General features: G+C 68.5%; 16 protein-coding genes. 6 read left to right on the forward strand and 10 right to left on the reverse strand.

Annotated elements, in window-relative coordinates:
• Positions 1-4: 4 nt before the first annotated feature.
• Positions 5-1,606: a gamma-glutamyltransferase family protein gene (locus tag ACF8LI_RS03590; RefSeq protein WP_392412064.1), complete on the reverse strand. Its 1,602-nt coding sequence runs from the start codon at positions 1,604-1,606 to the stop codon at positions 5-7.
• Between the two features lie 172 nt (positions 1,607-1,778).
• On the reverse strand, positions 1,779-2,786 hold the full coding sequence (locus ACF8LI_RS03595; protein ID WP_392412067.1) for a Bug family tripartite tricarboxylate transporter substrate binding protein: 1,008 nt from the start codon (positions 2,784-2,786) through the stop codon (positions 1,779-1,781).
• A gap of 153 nt (positions 2,787-2,939) precedes the next feature.
• On the opposite strand from ACF8LI_RS03595, the gene ACF8LI_RS03600 reads away from it, so the two are divergent.
• From ACF8LI_RS03600 to ACF8LI_RS03620, 5 genes are all read left to right on the forward strand, one after another.
• Positions 2,940-3,860, forward strand: a complete 921-nt coding sequence (locus tag ACF8LI_RS03600; RefSeq protein ID WP_016449550.1) for a LysR family transcriptional regulator — start codon at positions 2,940-2,942, stop codon at positions 3,858-3,860.
• 438 nt (positions 3,861-4,298) lie between these two features.
• Positions 4,299-4,967, forward strand: coding sequence for a hypothetical protein (locus tag ACF8LI_RS03605; RefSeq protein WP_016449549.1), 669 nt, complete (start codon positions 4,299-4,301; stop codon positions 4,965-4,967).
• Positions 4,964-5,512 (forward strand): ATP/GTP-binding protein, encoded by a 549-nt coding sequence (locus ACF8LI_RS03610; RefSeq protein WP_047328009.1) that lies wholly within the window; start codon positions 4,964-4,966, stop codon positions 5,510-5,512. Before ACF8LI_RS03605 ends, ACF8LI_RS03610 begins: the two co-directional genes overlap by 4 nt.
• Positions 5,502-5,885 (forward strand): roadblock/LC7 domain-containing protein, encoded by a 384-nt coding sequence (locus ACF8LI_RS03615; protein ID WP_016449547.1) that lies wholly within the window; start codon positions 5,502-5,504, stop codon positions 5,883-5,885. Before ACF8LI_RS03610 ends, ACF8LI_RS03615 begins: the two co-directional genes overlap by 11 nt.
• A 95-nt stretch (positions 5,886-5,980) precedes the next feature.
• Positions 5,981-6,340: a hypothetical protein gene (locus tag ACF8LI_RS03620; RefSeq protein WP_016449546.1), complete on the forward strand. Its 360-nt coding sequence runs from the start codon at positions 5,981-5,983 to the stop codon at positions 6,338-6,340.
• A gap of 27 nt (positions 6,341-6,367) precedes the next feature.
• On the opposite strand, the gene ACF8LI_RS03625 is transcribed toward ACF8LI_RS03620, so the two are convergent.
• On the reverse strand, positions 6,368-7,081 hold the full coding sequence (locus ACF8LI_RS03625) for a Crp/Fnr family transcriptional regulator (RefSeq protein WP_392412071.1): 714 nt from the start codon (positions 7,079-7,081) through the stop codon (positions 6,368-6,370).
• A gap of 89 nt (positions 7,082-7,170) precedes the next feature.
• On the opposite strand from ACF8LI_RS03625, the gene ACF8LI_RS03630 reads away from it, so the two are divergent.
• On the forward strand, positions 7,171-9,201 hold the full coding sequence (locus ACF8LI_RS03630) for an alkyl/aryl-sulfatase (RefSeq protein WP_392412073.1): 2,031 nt from the start codon (positions 7,171-7,173) through the stop codon (positions 9,199-9,201).
• On the opposite strand, the gene ACF8LI_RS03635 is transcribed toward ACF8LI_RS03630, so the two are convergent.
• The 7 genes from ACF8LI_RS03635 to ACF8LI_RS03665 form a co-directional block, all read right to left on the reverse strand.
• The gene (locus ACF8LI_RS03635) at positions 9,195-9,926 is read right to left on the reverse strand and encodes a uracil-DNA glycosylase (RefSeq protein ID WP_017405881.1); all 732 of its coding nucleotides are present in this window, start codon (positions 9,924-9,926) and stop codon (positions 9,195-9,197) included. The genes ACF8LI_RS03630 and ACF8LI_RS03635 overlap by 7 nt on opposite strands.
• Positions 9,927-10,081: 155 nt before the next feature.
• Entirely contained in the window at positions 10,082-11,575 is a 1,494-nt protein-coding gene (locus ACF8LI_RS03640; protein WP_392412075.1) for a fibronectin type III domain-containing protein, read from the reverse strand.
• A gap of 18 nt (positions 11,576-11,593) precedes the next feature.
• The gene (locus ACF8LI_RS03645; RefSeq protein WP_392429732.1) at positions 11,594-12,340 is read right to left on the reverse strand and encodes a hypothetical protein; all 747 of its coding nucleotides are present in this window, start codon (positions 12,338-12,340) and stop codon (positions 11,594-11,596) included.
• 184 nt (positions 12,341-12,524) lie between these two features.
• A complete protein-coding gene (trpC, locus tag ACF8LI_RS03650) occupies positions 12,525-13,328 on the reverse strand; it encodes an indole-3-glycerol phosphate synthase TrpC (protein ID WP_012202702.1) in 804 nt (267 codons plus the stop codon).
• A gap of 50 nt (positions 13,329-13,378) precedes the next feature.
• The gene (trpD, locus tag ACF8LI_RS03655) at positions 13,379-14,413 is read right to left on the reverse strand and encodes an anthranilate phosphoribosyltransferase (protein ID WP_013804671.1); all 1,035 of its coding nucleotides are present in this window, start codon (positions 14,411-14,413) and stop codon (positions 13,379-13,381) included.
• Between the two features lie 29 nt (positions 14,414-14,442).
• Positions 14,443-15,030: an aminodeoxychorismate/anthranilate synthase component II gene (locus ACF8LI_RS03660; protein WP_012202700.1), complete on the reverse strand. Its 588-nt coding sequence runs from the start codon at positions 15,028-15,030 to the stop codon at positions 14,443-14,445.
• 398 nt (positions 15,031-15,428) lie between these two features.
• Positions 15,429-16,052, reverse strand: coding sequence for a hypothetical protein (locus ACF8LI_RS03665; RefSeq protein WP_034366387.1), 624 nt, complete (start codon positions 16,050-16,052; stop codon positions 15,429-15,431).
• Positions 16,053-16,059: the final 7 nt, after the last annotated feature.

Below are 16,059 nucleotides of genomic sequence, written 5' to 3' on the forward strand. Positions count from 1 at the left end.
CCGCTCAGAACGCCACCACGCCCCCGTCCTTGCGCGGGTCCGATCCGCCGATGTAGTGGTCGCCGTCGCGCAGCACCAGCTGCGCGCCGCCGAAGGCGAAGACGCCATGGCCTTCCTCCACCGTGACCTCATGGCCGCGTGCGCGCAGGGCGGCGACGACCTCGGCGTCGAAGGCGGGTTCCACGGCCACGCCCTTGCCGCCCGTCACGCGCCAGCGCGGTGCGTCGGCGGCGGCCTGGGGGTTCTGGCCGTAGCGCAGCACGCGCAGGGCCATCTGCAGGTGGCCCTGGCTCTGCATGGGGCCGCCCATCACGCCGAAGGCCATCTGGGGCGTGCCGTCGGCGTTCATCGCAAAGGCCGGGATGATGGTGTGCGAGGGGCGCTTGCGTGGCGCGACCTCGTTGGCATGGCCGGCTTGCGTGGTGAAGCCGTGGCCGCGGTTTTGCAGGCTGATGCCGGTGCCCGGCACGACCACGCCCGAGCCGAAGCCCATGTAGTTGGACTGGATGAACGAGACCATCATGCCGCTGGCATCGGCCGCCGCCAGGTAGACCGTGCCGCCCGGGCGCGGTGCGCCGTAGGTGGGCGCGCTGGCGCGCTCGCGGTCAATGAGCGCCGCGCGTTCGCGCAGGTAGCCGGCGTCCAGCAGATGGGCGGATTCGACGCGCATGTGGTCGCCGTCGGCGTTGTATTCGTGCAGGTCGGCCAGGGCCAGCTTCATGGCCTCGACCTGCAGGTGCACGGACTCCACGCCGTCCAGCGGCTCGGCGCCCACGCCCAGCGCGTCCAGCATGCCCAGCGCCATCAGCGCGGCAATGCCCTGGCCGTTGGGCGGGATCTCGTGGATCACCGAATCGCCAAAGGTCTGCGACACCGTGCCGACCCAGTCGGCCTGGTGGGCGGCCAGGTCGGCCTCGGTCATGGCGCCGCCGCAGGCCTTGGCGTGCTCGGCCATCGAGCGCGCCAGTGCGCCTCTGTAGAAGGACTCGCCCCGGGTGGCGGCGATCTCCTCCAGCGTGCGCGCATGGGCTTCGCTGCGGAAGACCTCGCCCGCCTTGGGGGCCTTGCCATCGGGCAGGAAGCACTCGGCAAAACCGGGCTGGTCGCCGAGCTTGGCGCCGCCCAGCGCCCACAGCGTGGCGATGGTGGGCGAGACCGCAAAGCCGTCGCGCGCATAGCGGATGGCGGGCTGGGCCAGTTGCTCGAACGGCAGCTTGCCGAAGCGGCGCGACAGCTCCACCCAGGCCGAGACGGCGCCGGGCACCGTGACAGCGTTCCAGCCCTTCTCGGGAATGCCGCCCAGCGCGGCGAAGTACTCGGGCGTCCAGGCTTCGGGCGAGCGGCCCGAGGCATTGAGGCCGTGCAATTCCTTGCCATCCCACAGGATGCAGAAGGCATCGCTGCCCAGGCCGCAGCCCGTGGGCTCGACCACGGTCAGCGCCATGGCCGTGGCAATGGCCGCATCCACCGCATTGCCGCCGGCCAGCAGCATGGACAGGCCGGCCTGCGCGGCCAGCGGCTGCGAGGTGGAGACCATGTTGCGGCCCAGCACCGAAGAGCGGTGCGAGGCGTAGGGAAGTGTCCAGTCCGTAACAGTGCTTGTCATATCAATTTCCATAGCGCCAACGCGCCACCGATAGCTTGAGGAACCGCAGGCACGGCCCAGCTCAGGGACGCCAAGCAAGGGCCTACGCCGGCCGCGCCACCCCGCAGCAAGGGCGTCGTCCCCCTCCCGCAGGAGAGGGGGAAGCGGCAAAGCCGCTCAGGGGGTGCTTCACTCAATCCAATGTGATTTTGTTGTCTTTGATGACCTGCGCCCAGCGCGCGCTGTCGGCTTGCACCATGGCAGCGAACTGCGCGGGCGTGCGGGGCGATGCGGCTTCCACGCCCTGCCTGGCCAGGCTGGCCACCACCTCGGGATTCTGGATGGCCTTGTTGAAGGCCTGATTGATCCGCGCCACCAGTTCGGGCTTCATGCCGGCCGGGCCATAGACGCCGAACCAGGTGACCGAAGAATAGCCGGGCAGGCCGGACTCGGCCACCGTGGGCAGGTCGGGCGCCAGCGCGCTGCGCTTGTCGCCGGTCACGGCCAGGGCACGCAGGCGGCCGCTGGCCACATGGGGCATGCCGGTGGGAATGGAGTCGAACAGCAGGTGCACCTGGCCTGCGGACAGGTCGGTGATGGACTGCGCCGTGCCCTTGTAGGGCACATGGGTCAGCTGCAGGCCCGCGCGCGCCGCGAAGGCCGCAGCGTTCAGGTGGACGATGGTGCCGTTGCCGCTGCTGGCGTAGTTGAGGGCGCCCGGATGGGCCTTGGCATAGGCGATCAGCTCCTGCACGTTGCGCACGGGCAGCGAGGGCGTGACCAGCAGGATGCTGGCCGCGCCGCCGATCTCGGCAATGGGCGTGAAATCCTTGTCGGCCTTGTAGGCCAGACGGGTCATCAGGTGCGGCGAGATGGCATGCGTGCTGCTGGTGGTGAACAGCAGCGTGTAGCCGTCCGGCGAGGCCTTGGCGGCCTCGCCCGTGCCGATGGTGCCGCCCGCGCCGGGGCGGTTGTCGATGACCAGCTGCTGGCCCAGGTCCTGGGACATGCGCTGCGCCACCACGCGCGCCACGAGGTCGGTGGCGCCGCTGGCCGGAAAGGGCACGACCAGGCGCACCGGGTGCGAGGGCCAGGACGCCTGGCCCTGTGCCACGGCGGGCAGGGCCATGGCGCCAGCCAGGGCACAGGCCGCAGCCACGAGGGCGCGGCGTGGAAGTAAAACGCTGGGCAATGCCTTCATGGGCACACTCCTGGTCAGAGGGTTGGACAGCTGCAGCCGCTGCTCCCTGCAACGCCGCAACAGGCCATCGTAGAACCCTCGCCCCTTTGCCGCCATCAGCAAATTTGCAAACCTGCGTTGCCTCTGCGGCAAATTGATGACAATCGGGGCGACATGCCCGACGCCCGCCACCTTCTCCTGCAGGACACCGCGCTGCGCTACTTCCATGAAGTGGCGCAATGCGGATCGCTGACCGAGGCATCGGCGCGGCTGCATGTGGCGGCCTCGGCCATCAGCCGCCAGATCGCGGCGCTGGAGGGGCTGCTGGGCACGCCGCTGTTCGAACGCCACCCGCGCGGCATGGTGCTCAATGCGGCCGGCGAGATCCTGGCCGACCATGTGCGCCGCGCCGGCCTGGATGCCGAGCGCGCGCTGGGCGAGATCGAGGCCCTGCAGGGGCTGCGCAGCGGCCGCGTGCGCATCGCAAGCTCCGACGCCTTTGCCAACGAGTTCCTGCCGCGCCTGTGCGCGGCCTTCCAGCGCGAGCACGCCGGCATCGTCTTCGAGGTCATGGTGCTGCCCACGCCCGCCGTGCCCGAGGCCGTGCGCAGCGGCACGGCCGACATCGGCCTGTGCTTCAGCCGCGCGCCCGAAAAAGGCATTGCCGTGGCCTGCCGCGTGGCCGCGCCGCTGGTGGCCCTGGTCGCCCCCGGCCATGCGCTGGCGCAGGCGCGGCGCCTGTCGCTGGCCCAGCTGGTGCGCCATCCGCTGGCGCTCACGCCGGCCGACACGGCCGTGCGCCAGCTGCTGGACGCCGCCTGCAGCCGCCAGGGCCTGATGCTGATGCCGGTGATGGAGAGCAACCACGGCAAGACCCTGCTGAACTTTGCAGCCCAGGGCGCCGCCGTGGCCGTGGCCAGCGAGATCGCCGCGCGCCACATGGTGGCCACGGGCGCGCTGGTGGCCGTGGCGCTCAGCGACCGGGGCATGGACCTGCGCGACATCGAGGTGCAGACCCTGGCCGGCCGCACGCTGCCGCATGCGGCGCAGTCCTTCCTGGAGATGCTGCAGCTGCGGTTGCCCGGTCCCTGGTAACCAGAGGACACGGCGGGCAGCACCCGCCAGGCACCACCCACACAAGGCCGGCCAGAAAAGAGACCACAGTCCGACCAGGGATGCAGGGACAAAACTCGGAAAGCTCCGATTTTTACGGCCCTGCAGACCCGCGATTCATCCATCGCCCTTGCTCGATCCGCTCAGGCTGGGAGCGGATTGGGCACGAATCGGATAGGACAACTCTGATTCTGACCCAGCCGATTCTGATTCTCCAGCGCGACCGGACAGCCAGCCGCCGGCGCCATTCCTATCATCCGCAGCTCTGTCGTCGGGCTTCCCCTTGCGGGATTCCTGGACTCCCGTTCCTGAATGGATTCATGGACAACCCGGCCATCGCCGGACCTACAAAGAAGAGGCAAGGCATGTACACGAACCAGACCGGAGGGCGCAGGCGGCAATTGCAGCGGGAGGCACAGCATGGATGAGCGAACCGAACTGACCTTCATGCTGCATGGCCTGCCGGACCGCGACGCCAAGCTGTTCCGCTCCTATGTGCTGATGGTGAATCACCGCACACGGCACCGCTGGACGTGGCGTGAATCCCAGGCGGACATGACGGTGGTGCATGGCGAACTGGCCCAAGCGCCTGCCGCCCCGCCCGCGCTGACGCTGCGCGTGGGAGGGCCACCCAGGGGAGCCTTCCCTGCGGGTGGCCACCTGGGCATGCCCCTGCGCGCCGAGGCGCTGGAGGAATGCCTCAACACCATGGGCGCACGCATCCTGTCGGTGCACGGCAAACCGGCCAGCGCCAAGGCACACGCCAGCGGCCTGCACACGCAGCATCAGCTGATGCTGCTGCAGCTGCGGCGCTGGCCGTCGCCGCAACTGCTGACGAGATCCCACCATATCCGCCTGGCCACCTTGCTGACAGGCCAGCCCACGACGATGCAGACCCTGTGCCAGCGTTCGGGCCTGCCGCCCGAGATCTGCGCCGGTTTTCTGAACGAGCTGGACGCCGCCGGCCTGCTGCGCTGGGCCTCGGCCCGCCCGCCCGCTGCACCGCACCCCGGCAACCCTGCGCCGGACAGGGGTGTGCTCGAACGCATACGCCTTCGCCTGGCCCGGTTTGCAGGAGCGCGCCCATGAGCGAACTCAAGATCCTGATTTCCGGCCCTCCAGGCGCAGGCAAGACCACGGCCATCCGCTGCGTCAGCGAGATCGCCCCCGTGAGCACCGACGTGCGCAACACCGATGACACCCTGGACAAGGCGCTGACGACGGCCGGCATGGACTATGGCGAGCTGACCCTGGACAACGGCGAGAAGCTGTACCTCTACGGCACGCCCGGGCAGGAGCGCTTTGACTTCATGTGGCGCATCCTCTCGCGCGGCGCGCTGGGCGTGATCTTGCTGATCGACAACAGCCGCTCCGATCCGCTGGCCGACCTGGATACCTATGTCCAGGGCCTGTCCGATGTCTTGCGCAGCACGGCATGCGTGGTGGCGGTATGCCGCATGCAGGAGTACACAGCGCCTGATCTGGACAGCTTTGCCGTGCACCTGCAATCGCGCGGCCTGCTGTGCCCCGTGGTGCCGGCCGATGTGCGCAACCCCCAGCAGGTGGTGGCCCTGATCGAGCTGTTGCTGCTGCAGATCGAAGCCCTTGCCCAGGAGAAGTCCCATGAAGAATGACGCTGCCTTGAAGGCTGCAGCCCAGGCGGCGGTGCAGTCGCTGATGAGCAGGTTGCACGGCGTGCGTGGCTGCGTGGTCAGCACCGAGGACGGCTTCGAGGTGGCCGCCCGTGCGCAAGGCCAGGGCAGCACGGCGCGGCTGTCGGCCATGGCCAGCTCGATGGCGGCGCTGGGCATGATCGCCGGCGAGGAGAACCAGCTCGGGCATTGCGCCAACGTGGTGGTCGAGGCGGCCGAGGGCTTCATCGTCATGCTGCAGGCACAGCGCCCGGGCCTGACGCTGGTCATCAGCGTGGTGGCCTCGCGCGAGGCCGTTCTGGGCCAGGTTCTCTATGTCTCGCGCGAGGCCGTGCGGACGCTGGAACAAGCGTGATGGCAAAGGCAGGCAAGGGCTGCTCCTATGCATCCGGCAAGAAGGCACCGCGAAGGTGCAGGACATTTTCGCAACACAAGGGAGTTAGGAAAACAATGGCCAATATCAAGCAAACCATGGATGAACTGATGCGCTGCGACGGCGCCATGTGCGCTGCACTGGTGGACTACAACAGCGGCATGATCCTGGGGCAGGACGGCTCGGGCGTGGACCTGGAGCTGGCTGCCGCCGGCAACACCGAACTGGTGCGCGCCAAACTCAAAACCATGCGCTCGCTGGGCCTGGAAGACACCATCGAGGACATCCTCATCACGCTGAGCAGGCAGTACCACATCCTGCGCCCCTCCACCCACCACGAGGGCCTGTTCCTGTACCTGGTGCTCGACAAGGCCAAGGCCAATCTCGCGCTGGCGCGCCGCAAGGTGCAGGACGTGGAGAATGCGCTGGTGGTCTGAACAACAGCCCTTGACTGGCTGCGCCGCTCAGAACCGCTCGGCGCACAGCGCCTGCCATTGCAGGATCTCGATCTCGCCGCGCTGCACACGGATGAGGCCCCGCGCCTGCAGGCCCTGCAGCAGCACGTTGGTGGTCTGGCGCGAGATCGACAGCATGCGCGCCAGCTGCTCCTGCGTGATATCCAGGCGCGGCCGGGCCGGCACATCGTCCAGCCGCTCGCCGTAGCCGCGCGCCATGGCCACCAGGCGGCGCGCCAGCCGCTGGGGTGCGGGCATCAGGGCCAGGTCCTCCAGCGCCGCGAAGGCCGCGCGCATGCGCCCCGACATCAGCACGCCCAGGTCATGCCAGTGCGCGGGATGCTGCTGCAGCCAGTCCAGCAGCGGCTGGCGCGGCACCTGCAGCACCTCGCTGGGCTCCATGGCGTGGGCATCATGGGTGCGCGGCGAACCGTCGAACAGCGCGATCTCGCCAAACCAGGTGGCTGGTCCCATGCGCGTGAGCAGCGCCTCGCGCGCATGCTCGCTCTGCCCACCCACCCCGGAAAAACCGATGCTGCCCCGGACCACGGCGAACAGCCCGCCCTCCAGCGCATCGCCGCGCAGGAACAGGGCCTCGCCCGTCTCCAGGCTGCGCTGCTGCGCCAGCGCCAGCAGCAAATCGGCAAACTGCGGCGCCAATGCGCTGAACCAGCGGCCGGCGCGCAGCGTGGGCAGGTAGGAAGAGGCGAGGGAAGCTTGCATGGAAAGGGATGTCGGGTGGCTGACAGACACAGCCGGCGGGCCTGCGTATTTTCGCCGCTGACATCGAACACATGCCAGGAGACCTTCCCATGCAAGCCTCACACCCCCTGCCCCGCGCGCTGGCGCGCCCTTGCCGCCTGCTGGCCTGCCTGGCCGCCGCCCTGCTGAGCGCCTGCGCAGGCAGCAGCCTGCCGGTCTCCGACATGGCCCGGCCACAGGCAGCCAGCGCGGCCACGCGCGCGGCCCAGCAGGCTGCGCTGGCGCAGCAGCCTCAGGACGACGCCCAGGCCATGGAGGACGCGCAACGCGGCCTGATCGCCTCGGCGGATGCGCTGGTGGTGCGCAATGCCCAGGGCCGGCCCATCTGGGGCATGCAGGCCTATGCATTCCTGCAGCAGGACCAGGCGCCCGACACCGTGCACCCCGCGCTGTGGCGCCAGGCACAGCGCAACCGCGTCAGCGGCCTGTTCCATGTGACGGACAGGCTCTACCAGGTGCGCGGCCTGGACCTGTCGAACATGAGCATCATCGAGGGCGAGACCGGCCTGATCGTGGTCGATCCGCTGATGTACACCGAGACCGCCCAGGCCGCCATGGACCTGTACTACCAGCACCGACCGCGCAAGCCCGTGGTGGCCGTCATCTACTCGCACAGCCATGTGGACCATTTCGGCGGCGTGCGCGGCGTGGTGCGCCAGGAAGAGGTGGATGCTGGCCGCGTGCAGGTCATCGCCCCGGCGGGCTTCATGGCCGAGGCCGTGGGCGAGAACGTGATCGCCGGCCATGCCATGGGCCGGCGCGCGCTCTACCAGTTCGGCATGCTGCTGCCGCGCGATGCCAGGGGACAGGTGGACGCAGGGCTGGGCAAGGCGGGTGCGCCCGGCACCATGGGGCTGATCGCGCCCACGCGTGTGATCGACAAGCCGCGCGAGACCCTGCGCATCGACGGCGTGGACATCGAATTCACGCTCACGCCCGGGGCCGAGGCGCCGGCCGAGATGATCATGTACTACCCCCAGCTCAAGGTGCTGAACATGGCCGAGATCGCCGTGCACACCCAGCACAACCTGCTGCCGCTGCGCGGCGCCCAGGTGCGCGATGCGCTGGGCTGGTCCCGCCACCTGAACGACGCCCTGCACGCCTATGGCGGCCAGGCACAGATCCTGATCGCCCAGCACCACTGGCCGGTCTGGGGCCAGCCCCGGCTGCAGCGCATGCTGGCCGGCCAGCGCGACACCTACAAATACCTGCACGACCAGACCGTGCGCCTCATGAACCACGGCTACGTGGGCTCGGAGATCGCCGAGATGCTGAAGATGCCCGAATCCCTGGCCCGCGACGGCGCCACACATGCCTTCTACGGCCACCTGCGCCACAACATACGCGCCATCTACCAGCACTACCTGGGCTACTACGAAGGCAACCCGGCCCAACTGGAGGCGCTGCCGCCCGTGCCCGCGGCGCGCAAGACCGTGGAATACATGGGTGGCGCCGACGCCGTGCTGCGCCGTGCGCATGCCGACTACGAGCGCGGCGAATACCGCTGGGTGGCGCAGATCGCCTCGCAGCTGGTCTTTGCCGACCCGGCCAACCAGGCCGCGCGCCGCCTGGCCGCCAATGCCTATGAACAGCTGGGCTACCAGATGGAATCGGCCACGGCCCGCAACGCCTTCCTGCAGGGCGCGGCGGAGCTGCGCCAGGGCGTGCCCCAACTGCCCAGGCCCGGCAGCGCCGCGCGCGACCTGGTGCGCAGCCTGCCGCTGGAGATGTTCTTCGACTACCTGGGCGTGCGGCTGGACGCCGGCAAGGCCGCAGGCCAGCGCATCGTGCTCAACTGGACCTTCACCGACACCGGCGAGCAGCGCAGCCTGAACCTGGAGAACAGCGCCCTCACCCAGAGCCCGGGCCTTGCGCCCGCCGCCCACGCGAGCCTGCGCCTGACGCGCGCCACGCTGGACGCCATTGCAGGCCAGGAGACCACGATGGCCGAGGCCATCAAGAGCGGCCAGCTGCGCATCGAGGGCGACGCCTCCAAGGTAGCGGCGCTCATGTCCATGCTGGACCGCTTCGACAGCGTGTTCCCCATCGTGGAGCCACGCCCCGAGCGGGCCGCTCAGTAGCCGTGCTGGGCGCGGAAGTCGCGCGCCTTGCCGAAGTGCCCGTTGCCGATGAAGGGCACGGGCGGGCGCAGCGCCGACAGAGGCGAGGGATGGTTGCTGGTCAGCACCAGATGGCCCCGGTCGGCCGGAATGAAGGCGCGCTTGGACTGCGCATGGCTGCCCCAGAGCATGAAGACCACGGGGCGCGTGCCCTGGGCGATGTGTCGGATCACCGCATCGGTCAGCAGCTCCCAGCCCTTGCCCGAGTGGCTGGCCGCCTGGCCTTCCTCCACCGTGAGACAGGTGTTGAGCAGCAGCACGCCGTTCCTGGCCCACTTGACCAGGCTGCCGCCCGGGTTGGGGAACGGCGGGAAGGGCACGCCCAGGTCACGCTGCATCTCCTTGAAGATGTTCTGCAGCGAGGGCGGCATGCGCACGCCCGGCGCCACCGAGAACGACAGGCCTTCGGCCTGCCCCCGGCCGTGGTAGGGGTCCTGCCCCAGGATGACCACGCGCACCTCATCGGGCGGTGTCAGCTCCAGCGCGCGCAGCGGCTGGGGCGGAAAGATCACGGCGCCGGCTTCCAGGCGCTGGTGCAGAAAGGTCAGCAGCTGCTGGCCCGTGGCACCCGCGAAGAAGTCCTCGACCAGGGGCTGCCAGTCGGGCGCAACGGGCCAGTCGGCGGGATCGGCGGATTGGAGTTGGTCGGCTTGCGCCGGGGCGATTGCGTCGTCTTGAAGGGCCATGGCGGATGGGGCACCAGCACACGCATGGCGCGCGATGGTGGTTCCTCGAAGGTACGAAAGAAACGGGAATGCACCGGCGCGCGGCCGGTGCATTGATGTCCTGAGGATACCCGCAGTCGCACAGCCGCCCGGCGTGTGCGTTGTGCCTGAAGGTTTCAGCGCGGCCGGCGGCGCCGGCGCAGCGCGGCCATGGCCAGCAGCACGCTGGCCGATGTGGCGGCAAGGCCTGCAAGGTTCCACACGGGAATGGCGGCAGGAGAGGTCGCCGCCATCACCATCAGACCGCCCGGATCGACCACCACGCCATTGGCCTGCAGGTCATCGTCGCCCAGGCCGCCGTCCTGGACTTCCAGGGTGTAGGTATTGGCCGAGGTCACCTTGAAGCCATCGTTGAAGGCATACCAGTGCGGTGCCGGGTTGGCCGCCGTGGGGCCGTACTTCCAGTACTGGGCCCCCGCAGGCAGTGCCTGCGGCATGGTGACGCTGAGCTTCAGCGTCGCGCCTGAGTTGCAGCCCGACGAGCGCAGGTCCAGCACACCCAGCGGATAGGCCGCTGCACCCTGGGGTGGTGCAGCAGGCAGGCTTTGCGCGCGCACCAGCGATGCCGATTGCAGGCTGCAGCCGCTGGCCGGATTGCTGACGGTCAGCGTCGCGCTGCCGCCTTGCAGGGTCGAGATGGTGGTGGCGCCAGCGACAGGGGCGTTGACCGTCAGGGGCTGCGAGGCGGGCCCCGCGCCGCTGCTGGACTGTGCCGCCACGCTGCAGTTGTAGGCCACGCCGGGCGTCAGGCCGTTGACCGCCACCGTCGGAGTGCTGGACGTGCCCGTCAGCACCGCGCCGCCGCCTTGCGGGACGCATTGCGCCACATAGCCCGTGACCGTCTGGCCGGGGATGGAGGCCACCGGATCGAAGGTCAGCTGCACGGCCGTGCCCTGCGCGAAAAAGCCCGTATCGGCAGGTGGCTGCAGTGCGCCCGGAACGCTGCCGGACCAGACGCTCATCGCATCCACGCCGAAGAACAGGCTTTGCCGGTTGTCCACCTCGGCAATGCGCAGCCGCACGGTCTGGCCCGCGTAGGCCGACAGGTCGAACTGCAGCGACTGGTAGCCGCTGCCGCTGGCCGAAGGACCGGGCGCCGTGGCCGGCGGCCACTGGAAGACGTTGGCCAGCACACCGGCGCCCAGGCTGTCGGGCGCGGCGGCGGGGTTCATGACGTCGATGCGCACCTGCTGGTTGGGCGCAGCCACCGTGTAGTCAAGCGTGGCCGGCGCCGCAGCGACCTTGGCCGCATTCTGGACATAGACGCGGGCGCTCAGCGTGGCCGGGCTGCCCGCCGGAATGGCAACGTCCTGGTAGAGCACATGGCTGCCGGGGCCGGGCTGGTCGCTCATGAGGGCAAATGCCCCGTCGGGAGGTGCAGGCACGGCCACGGGCGTGATGGCGCCCCTGGCGCCTTGCTGGGCGGCGAAGCCGCCCTTGGAGCCGGCCTGGGACACGGATTGCCAGCCCGTGAAAACCAGGGAACCCGGACCGGAGTTCTGCTCGAAACTGCCGTTGGCCAGCAGTTCGGCGGCTTGCGCCGGGCCCAGGGCCGCAAACACCGCAAGCCCCAGACAGGACTTGCGGGCAACGCCTTTTACGCTGTGCATGATGCTGCCTTGCGCCGATCAGCGTTCGTAGACGGTTTCGGTGGGCGCGCTGTCCTGGGTGTTGCCCATGACCCGGTTGTTGTTGAACGAGGTGATCTTCCCGCCAGCCACAGCGTTGAACGCCTTGTCATTGCCGAACACCGTGGTGTTGGACAGGTAGACCTGGGCGGTCGTGCTCTGGACACTGATGGCGGCGCGGGCTGCATCGCCCTGGACGGGCTGCACATTGCCCAGCAGTTGCGAGCCTTGCACGAGCACAGAGGTGTTGGTGGCTGCAGCGTCCACCCTGACCGCCGCCTGCGCGAAGCCCTGGATCTTGACGTTCTCCACCACCACCTTGCCGGCCTGCAGGATGTTCACTCCGGACAGGCCCTGGTCAACGCCGTTGATGTCCAGGCTCCTGAGCACCACGGTATCCGAAGGGTTTGCAGAGACAGTGATGCCGTTCGTGCCAGACACCAGCACGCCGGCGATGGCACCGCCGCTGCCGTCAATGGTGATGGACTTGGTGATGGTGATCGCACCGAATCCGCCCGGGTCCAGCACATTGATCTCACCCTTGGCGGCCGTCTTGGAGATGGCCCCCGCAAACGTCTTGCAGGGAGCCGTGCGGCTGCAGGGGTTGACGTCATCGCCCACGCCCGAGACCCAGGTGCGCGTGGCCTGTGCCCAGGCGCCGGACGATGCCAGCGCGGCAGATGCGCAAACGATGAGGGCAGCCCAGCCGCGGCTGGACAGGAAAGGGGCACGGGGCATGAACGACATCGAAGTCTCCGTAGGCGATGGGCTGCGGCCATGTTGCCGGATCGGCATTTCATGCGCATTGTCAATAATTATCATGCAAACGAAAAACTTTTAGAAACACTATTTGCACAAAAAAAGCCCGCACGCATGGCTGCGGCGGGCTGCTTCGGTGGCGCACCACCGAGGGACCGATCCGGTCTTGGCTTCAGGCAAACAGCTTGGCCAGCGCCTCTCCCGGCTCCTTGGCGCGCATGAAGGCCTCGCCCACCAGGAAGCTGTGGATGCCGGCATCGCGCATGGCCTTGACGTCCTCGCGGCTGCCGATGCCCGACTCGGTGACCAGCAGGCGGTCGGCGGGCACGTTCTTTTGCAGGTCCAGCGTGGTCTGGATGCTGACCTCGAAGCTGCGCAGGTTGCGGTTGTTGATGCCCACCAGCGGCGTCTTGAGCCGCAGGGCGCGGTCCAGCTCGGCGCCGTCGTGCACCTCGACCAGCACGGCCATGTCCAGGCTGTGGGCGATCTGTTCCATCTCGGCCATCTGCGCGTCGTCCAGGCAGGCGGCGATCAGCAGCACGCAGTCGGCGCCCATGGCCCGCGATTCGTAGATCTGGTAGGGATCGACCATGAAGTCCTTGCGCAGCACGGGCAGGTGGCAGCTGGCGCGCGCCTGCTTGAGATAGTCCACGCTGCCCTGGAAGAACTGCTTGTCGGTCAGCACCGAGAGGCAGGCGGCGCTGACGCCCTTGCCGTCGCCATCGGCATAGCTTTGCGCGATGTCGGCGGGGATGAAGTCCTCGCGGATCACGCCCTTGCTGGGGCTGGCCTTCTTGATCTCGGCGATCACGCCGGCCTGGCCGGCGGCGATCTTGGCGCGCAGCGCGCCCACGAAGTCGCGCGTGAGCACGCGGCTTTCGGCGTCGCGGCGCATGTCCGCGAAGGGCATGCGCTTCTGGGCGGCGGCCACTTCCTGCACTTTCACGTCGCAGATTTGCTTGAGGATGTCGGACACGTTGCTTTCCTTGGTTTCTTGTATTCGGTGGTCGATGGGGGCTGCGCGGCTCAGGCCGTCAGCCGGGCCGTGTAGGCCACGAGTTCGTTGAGCTTGGCCAGGGCCGCGCCGCTGTCCAGCGCCGCCTGGGCGCGGGCCATGCCGTCCTCGATGCTGGAGGCCACGTTGGCCGCATACAGGGCAGCACCCGCGTTCAGGCAGACGATGTCGCGCGCGGCACTCTTTTCGCCATGGAGCACGCCCAGCAGCATGGCCTTGGATTCCTCGGGATTGTCCACCTTGAAGGCGCGCGTGCCCACCATGCGCAGGCCGAAGTCCTCGGGATGGATCTCGTACTCGCGCACCACGCCGTCCTTGAGCTCGCCCACCAGGGTGCCCGCGCCCAGGCTGATCTCGTCCAGGCCGTCGCGGCCATAGACCACGATGGCGTGCTCGGCGCCCAGGCGCTGCAGCGCGCGCACCTGGATGCCGACCAGGTCCTCGTGGAACACGCCCATGAGGATGTTGGGCGCGCTGGCCGGATTGGTCAGCGGGCCCAGGATGTTGAAGATGGTGCGCACGCCCAGCTCCTTGCGCACGGGCGCCACGTTCTTCATGGCCGGGTGGTGGTTGGGCGCGAACATGAAGCCGATGCCCACGTCGGCGATGCTGCGCGCGATCTGCTCGGGGCTGAGCTGGATGTTGACGCCCAGCGCCTCCATGGCGTCGGCGCTGCCGCTCTTGCTGCTGACGCTGCGCCCGCCGTGCTTGCTGACCTTGCCGCCCGCCGCCGCGATCACGAAGATGGAGCAGGTGGAGATGTTGAAGGTGTTGGCGCCATCGCCGCCCGTGCCCACGATGTCCACCAGGTGGCGCTTGTCCTCCACATGGACCTTGTTGGAGAACTCGCGCATGACCTCGGCCGCGGCCGTGATCTCGCCGATGGTCTCCTTCTTCACGCGCAGGCCGGTGACGATGGCCGCCGTCATCACGGGCGACAGCTCGCCGCGCATGATCAGGCGCATCAGGTGCAGCATCTCGTCGTGGAAGATTTCGCGGTGCTCGATGGTGCGCTGCAGCGCTTCCTGGGGGGTGATCTGGGTCATTGCGGTGTCTCGGTTGGGTGCCGGCCTGCTCAGGCCTTCTGTTCCAGGAAATTCTTGAGCATGGCATGGCCATGCTCGGTGAGGATGCTCTCGGGGTGGAATTGCACGCCCTCGATGGCCAGGCTGGTGTGGCGCACGCCCTGGATCTCGCCGTCCTCGCTGGTGGCCGTGATCTCCAGGCATTCGGGCAGGCTGGAGCGCGCGATGGCCAGCGAGTGGTAGCGGTTGACCGTGAACTGCTCGGGCAGGTCGGCGAACACGCCCTTGCGGTCGGTGGTGATGACGCTGGTCTTGCCATGCATCTGCTGGCCCGCGCGCACGATGTCGCCGCCGAAGGCCGCGCCAATGCTCTGGTGGCCCAGACACACGCCCAGGATGGGCAGGCGGCCTGCAAAGTGCTGTATGGCCGCCACGGAAATGCCGGCCTCGGCCGGCGAGCAGGGGCCGGGCGAGATCACCAGGCGGTCGATCTTCTCGCGCTCGACCAGGGCGATCACCTCGTCCAGCGTGGCCTCGTCATTGCGCACCACGGTGACATCGGCACCCAGCTCGCCGAAGTACTGGACGATGTTGTAGGTGAAGCTGTCGTAGTTGTCGATCATCAGCAGTCTGGTCATACCGGCTCCTGGGTCTCAAAGGGAAAAACGGGTGGCGCGGGCATGCCGCAGCGAAGGCTGGCGCGGGAATGCGCGCAATGCTGCCTGGGTCTGGAAGGGGGAATCTGAGGGCATCTGGGCAATCTCCTGGGTTCTGGGAGCCGCCGTGCCGGGGAGCCATCTGCTGAGTGAGCCTTGCTGCCGTCACGGCGGCAAGGTGCGGTACGCAACCGCGACGACGTGCCGCTTCCTTATTGGAAGCGCCACCACTGTGCAACGATGATCGAAACGGGCGTACCGTTCATGGCTGTCTTGGATCGAGAGTTCAGGTGTCTGGAAGACGGGAATGCAGCAGGCTGCATGGCGGAGCATGCTAACACAGGGCCCGCGCAGCGTGGCGGGACGACCCTGCAGGCGCCTCACTTCAGGAAATCCGGCTGGTCGAACTTCTGCTTCAAGAAGCGGCCATTGGCCAGCAGCGCCTGCGCGTCGCTGGCCGCCACATGGGCCACCACCTGCTGCATCTGCCCGGCAAGCAGCGCCAGCTGCTCGGTCAACAGCTGCCTGGGCGTCTTGCCGTCCTGCACGGGCTGGGTGACACGGAACAGCGGCGGCAGCGCCGCATAGTGCGACAGCGTGGCGGGCAGGTACTGCAGCACCGTCTCGCGCACGGTGAACAGGCCGTCGTTGAAGACCGGGCCGGCCTCGGCCAGCGAGGGCAGCACCTCGTGCACCGAGCCGCGCACGCTGTCCAGGTGCTTTTGCATCTCGGGCGTGAGCATCGGGCGGGCCTTTTGCACCAGTTCGTCGATGCGTTCGCGGATGTCCTCGGCGCTCCAGTGCTGCTGCAGCGCCCGCTCGAAGCTGGCGCCCGCGGGCTGCAGGGCCCAGCCCAGCAGCAGGCCCGCGACGTACAGTCCCAGCGTGATCCAGCCCCAGCCGGCGCCGATCACGCCGGCAAACAGCAGCACCGGCCCCAGCAGGGCCAGCGCCAGGCCGGCGAGGTTGCCGTTGCCGTAGAAGAAAAGCTGCAGGCGGCGCATCAGGCAG

The organism is Delftia sp. WSY_12 (assembly GCF_043104645.1).
Classification (GTDB): Bacteria; Pseudomonadota; Gammaproteobacteria; order Burkholderiales; family Burkholderiaceae_C; genus Comamonas; species Comamonas tsuruhatensis.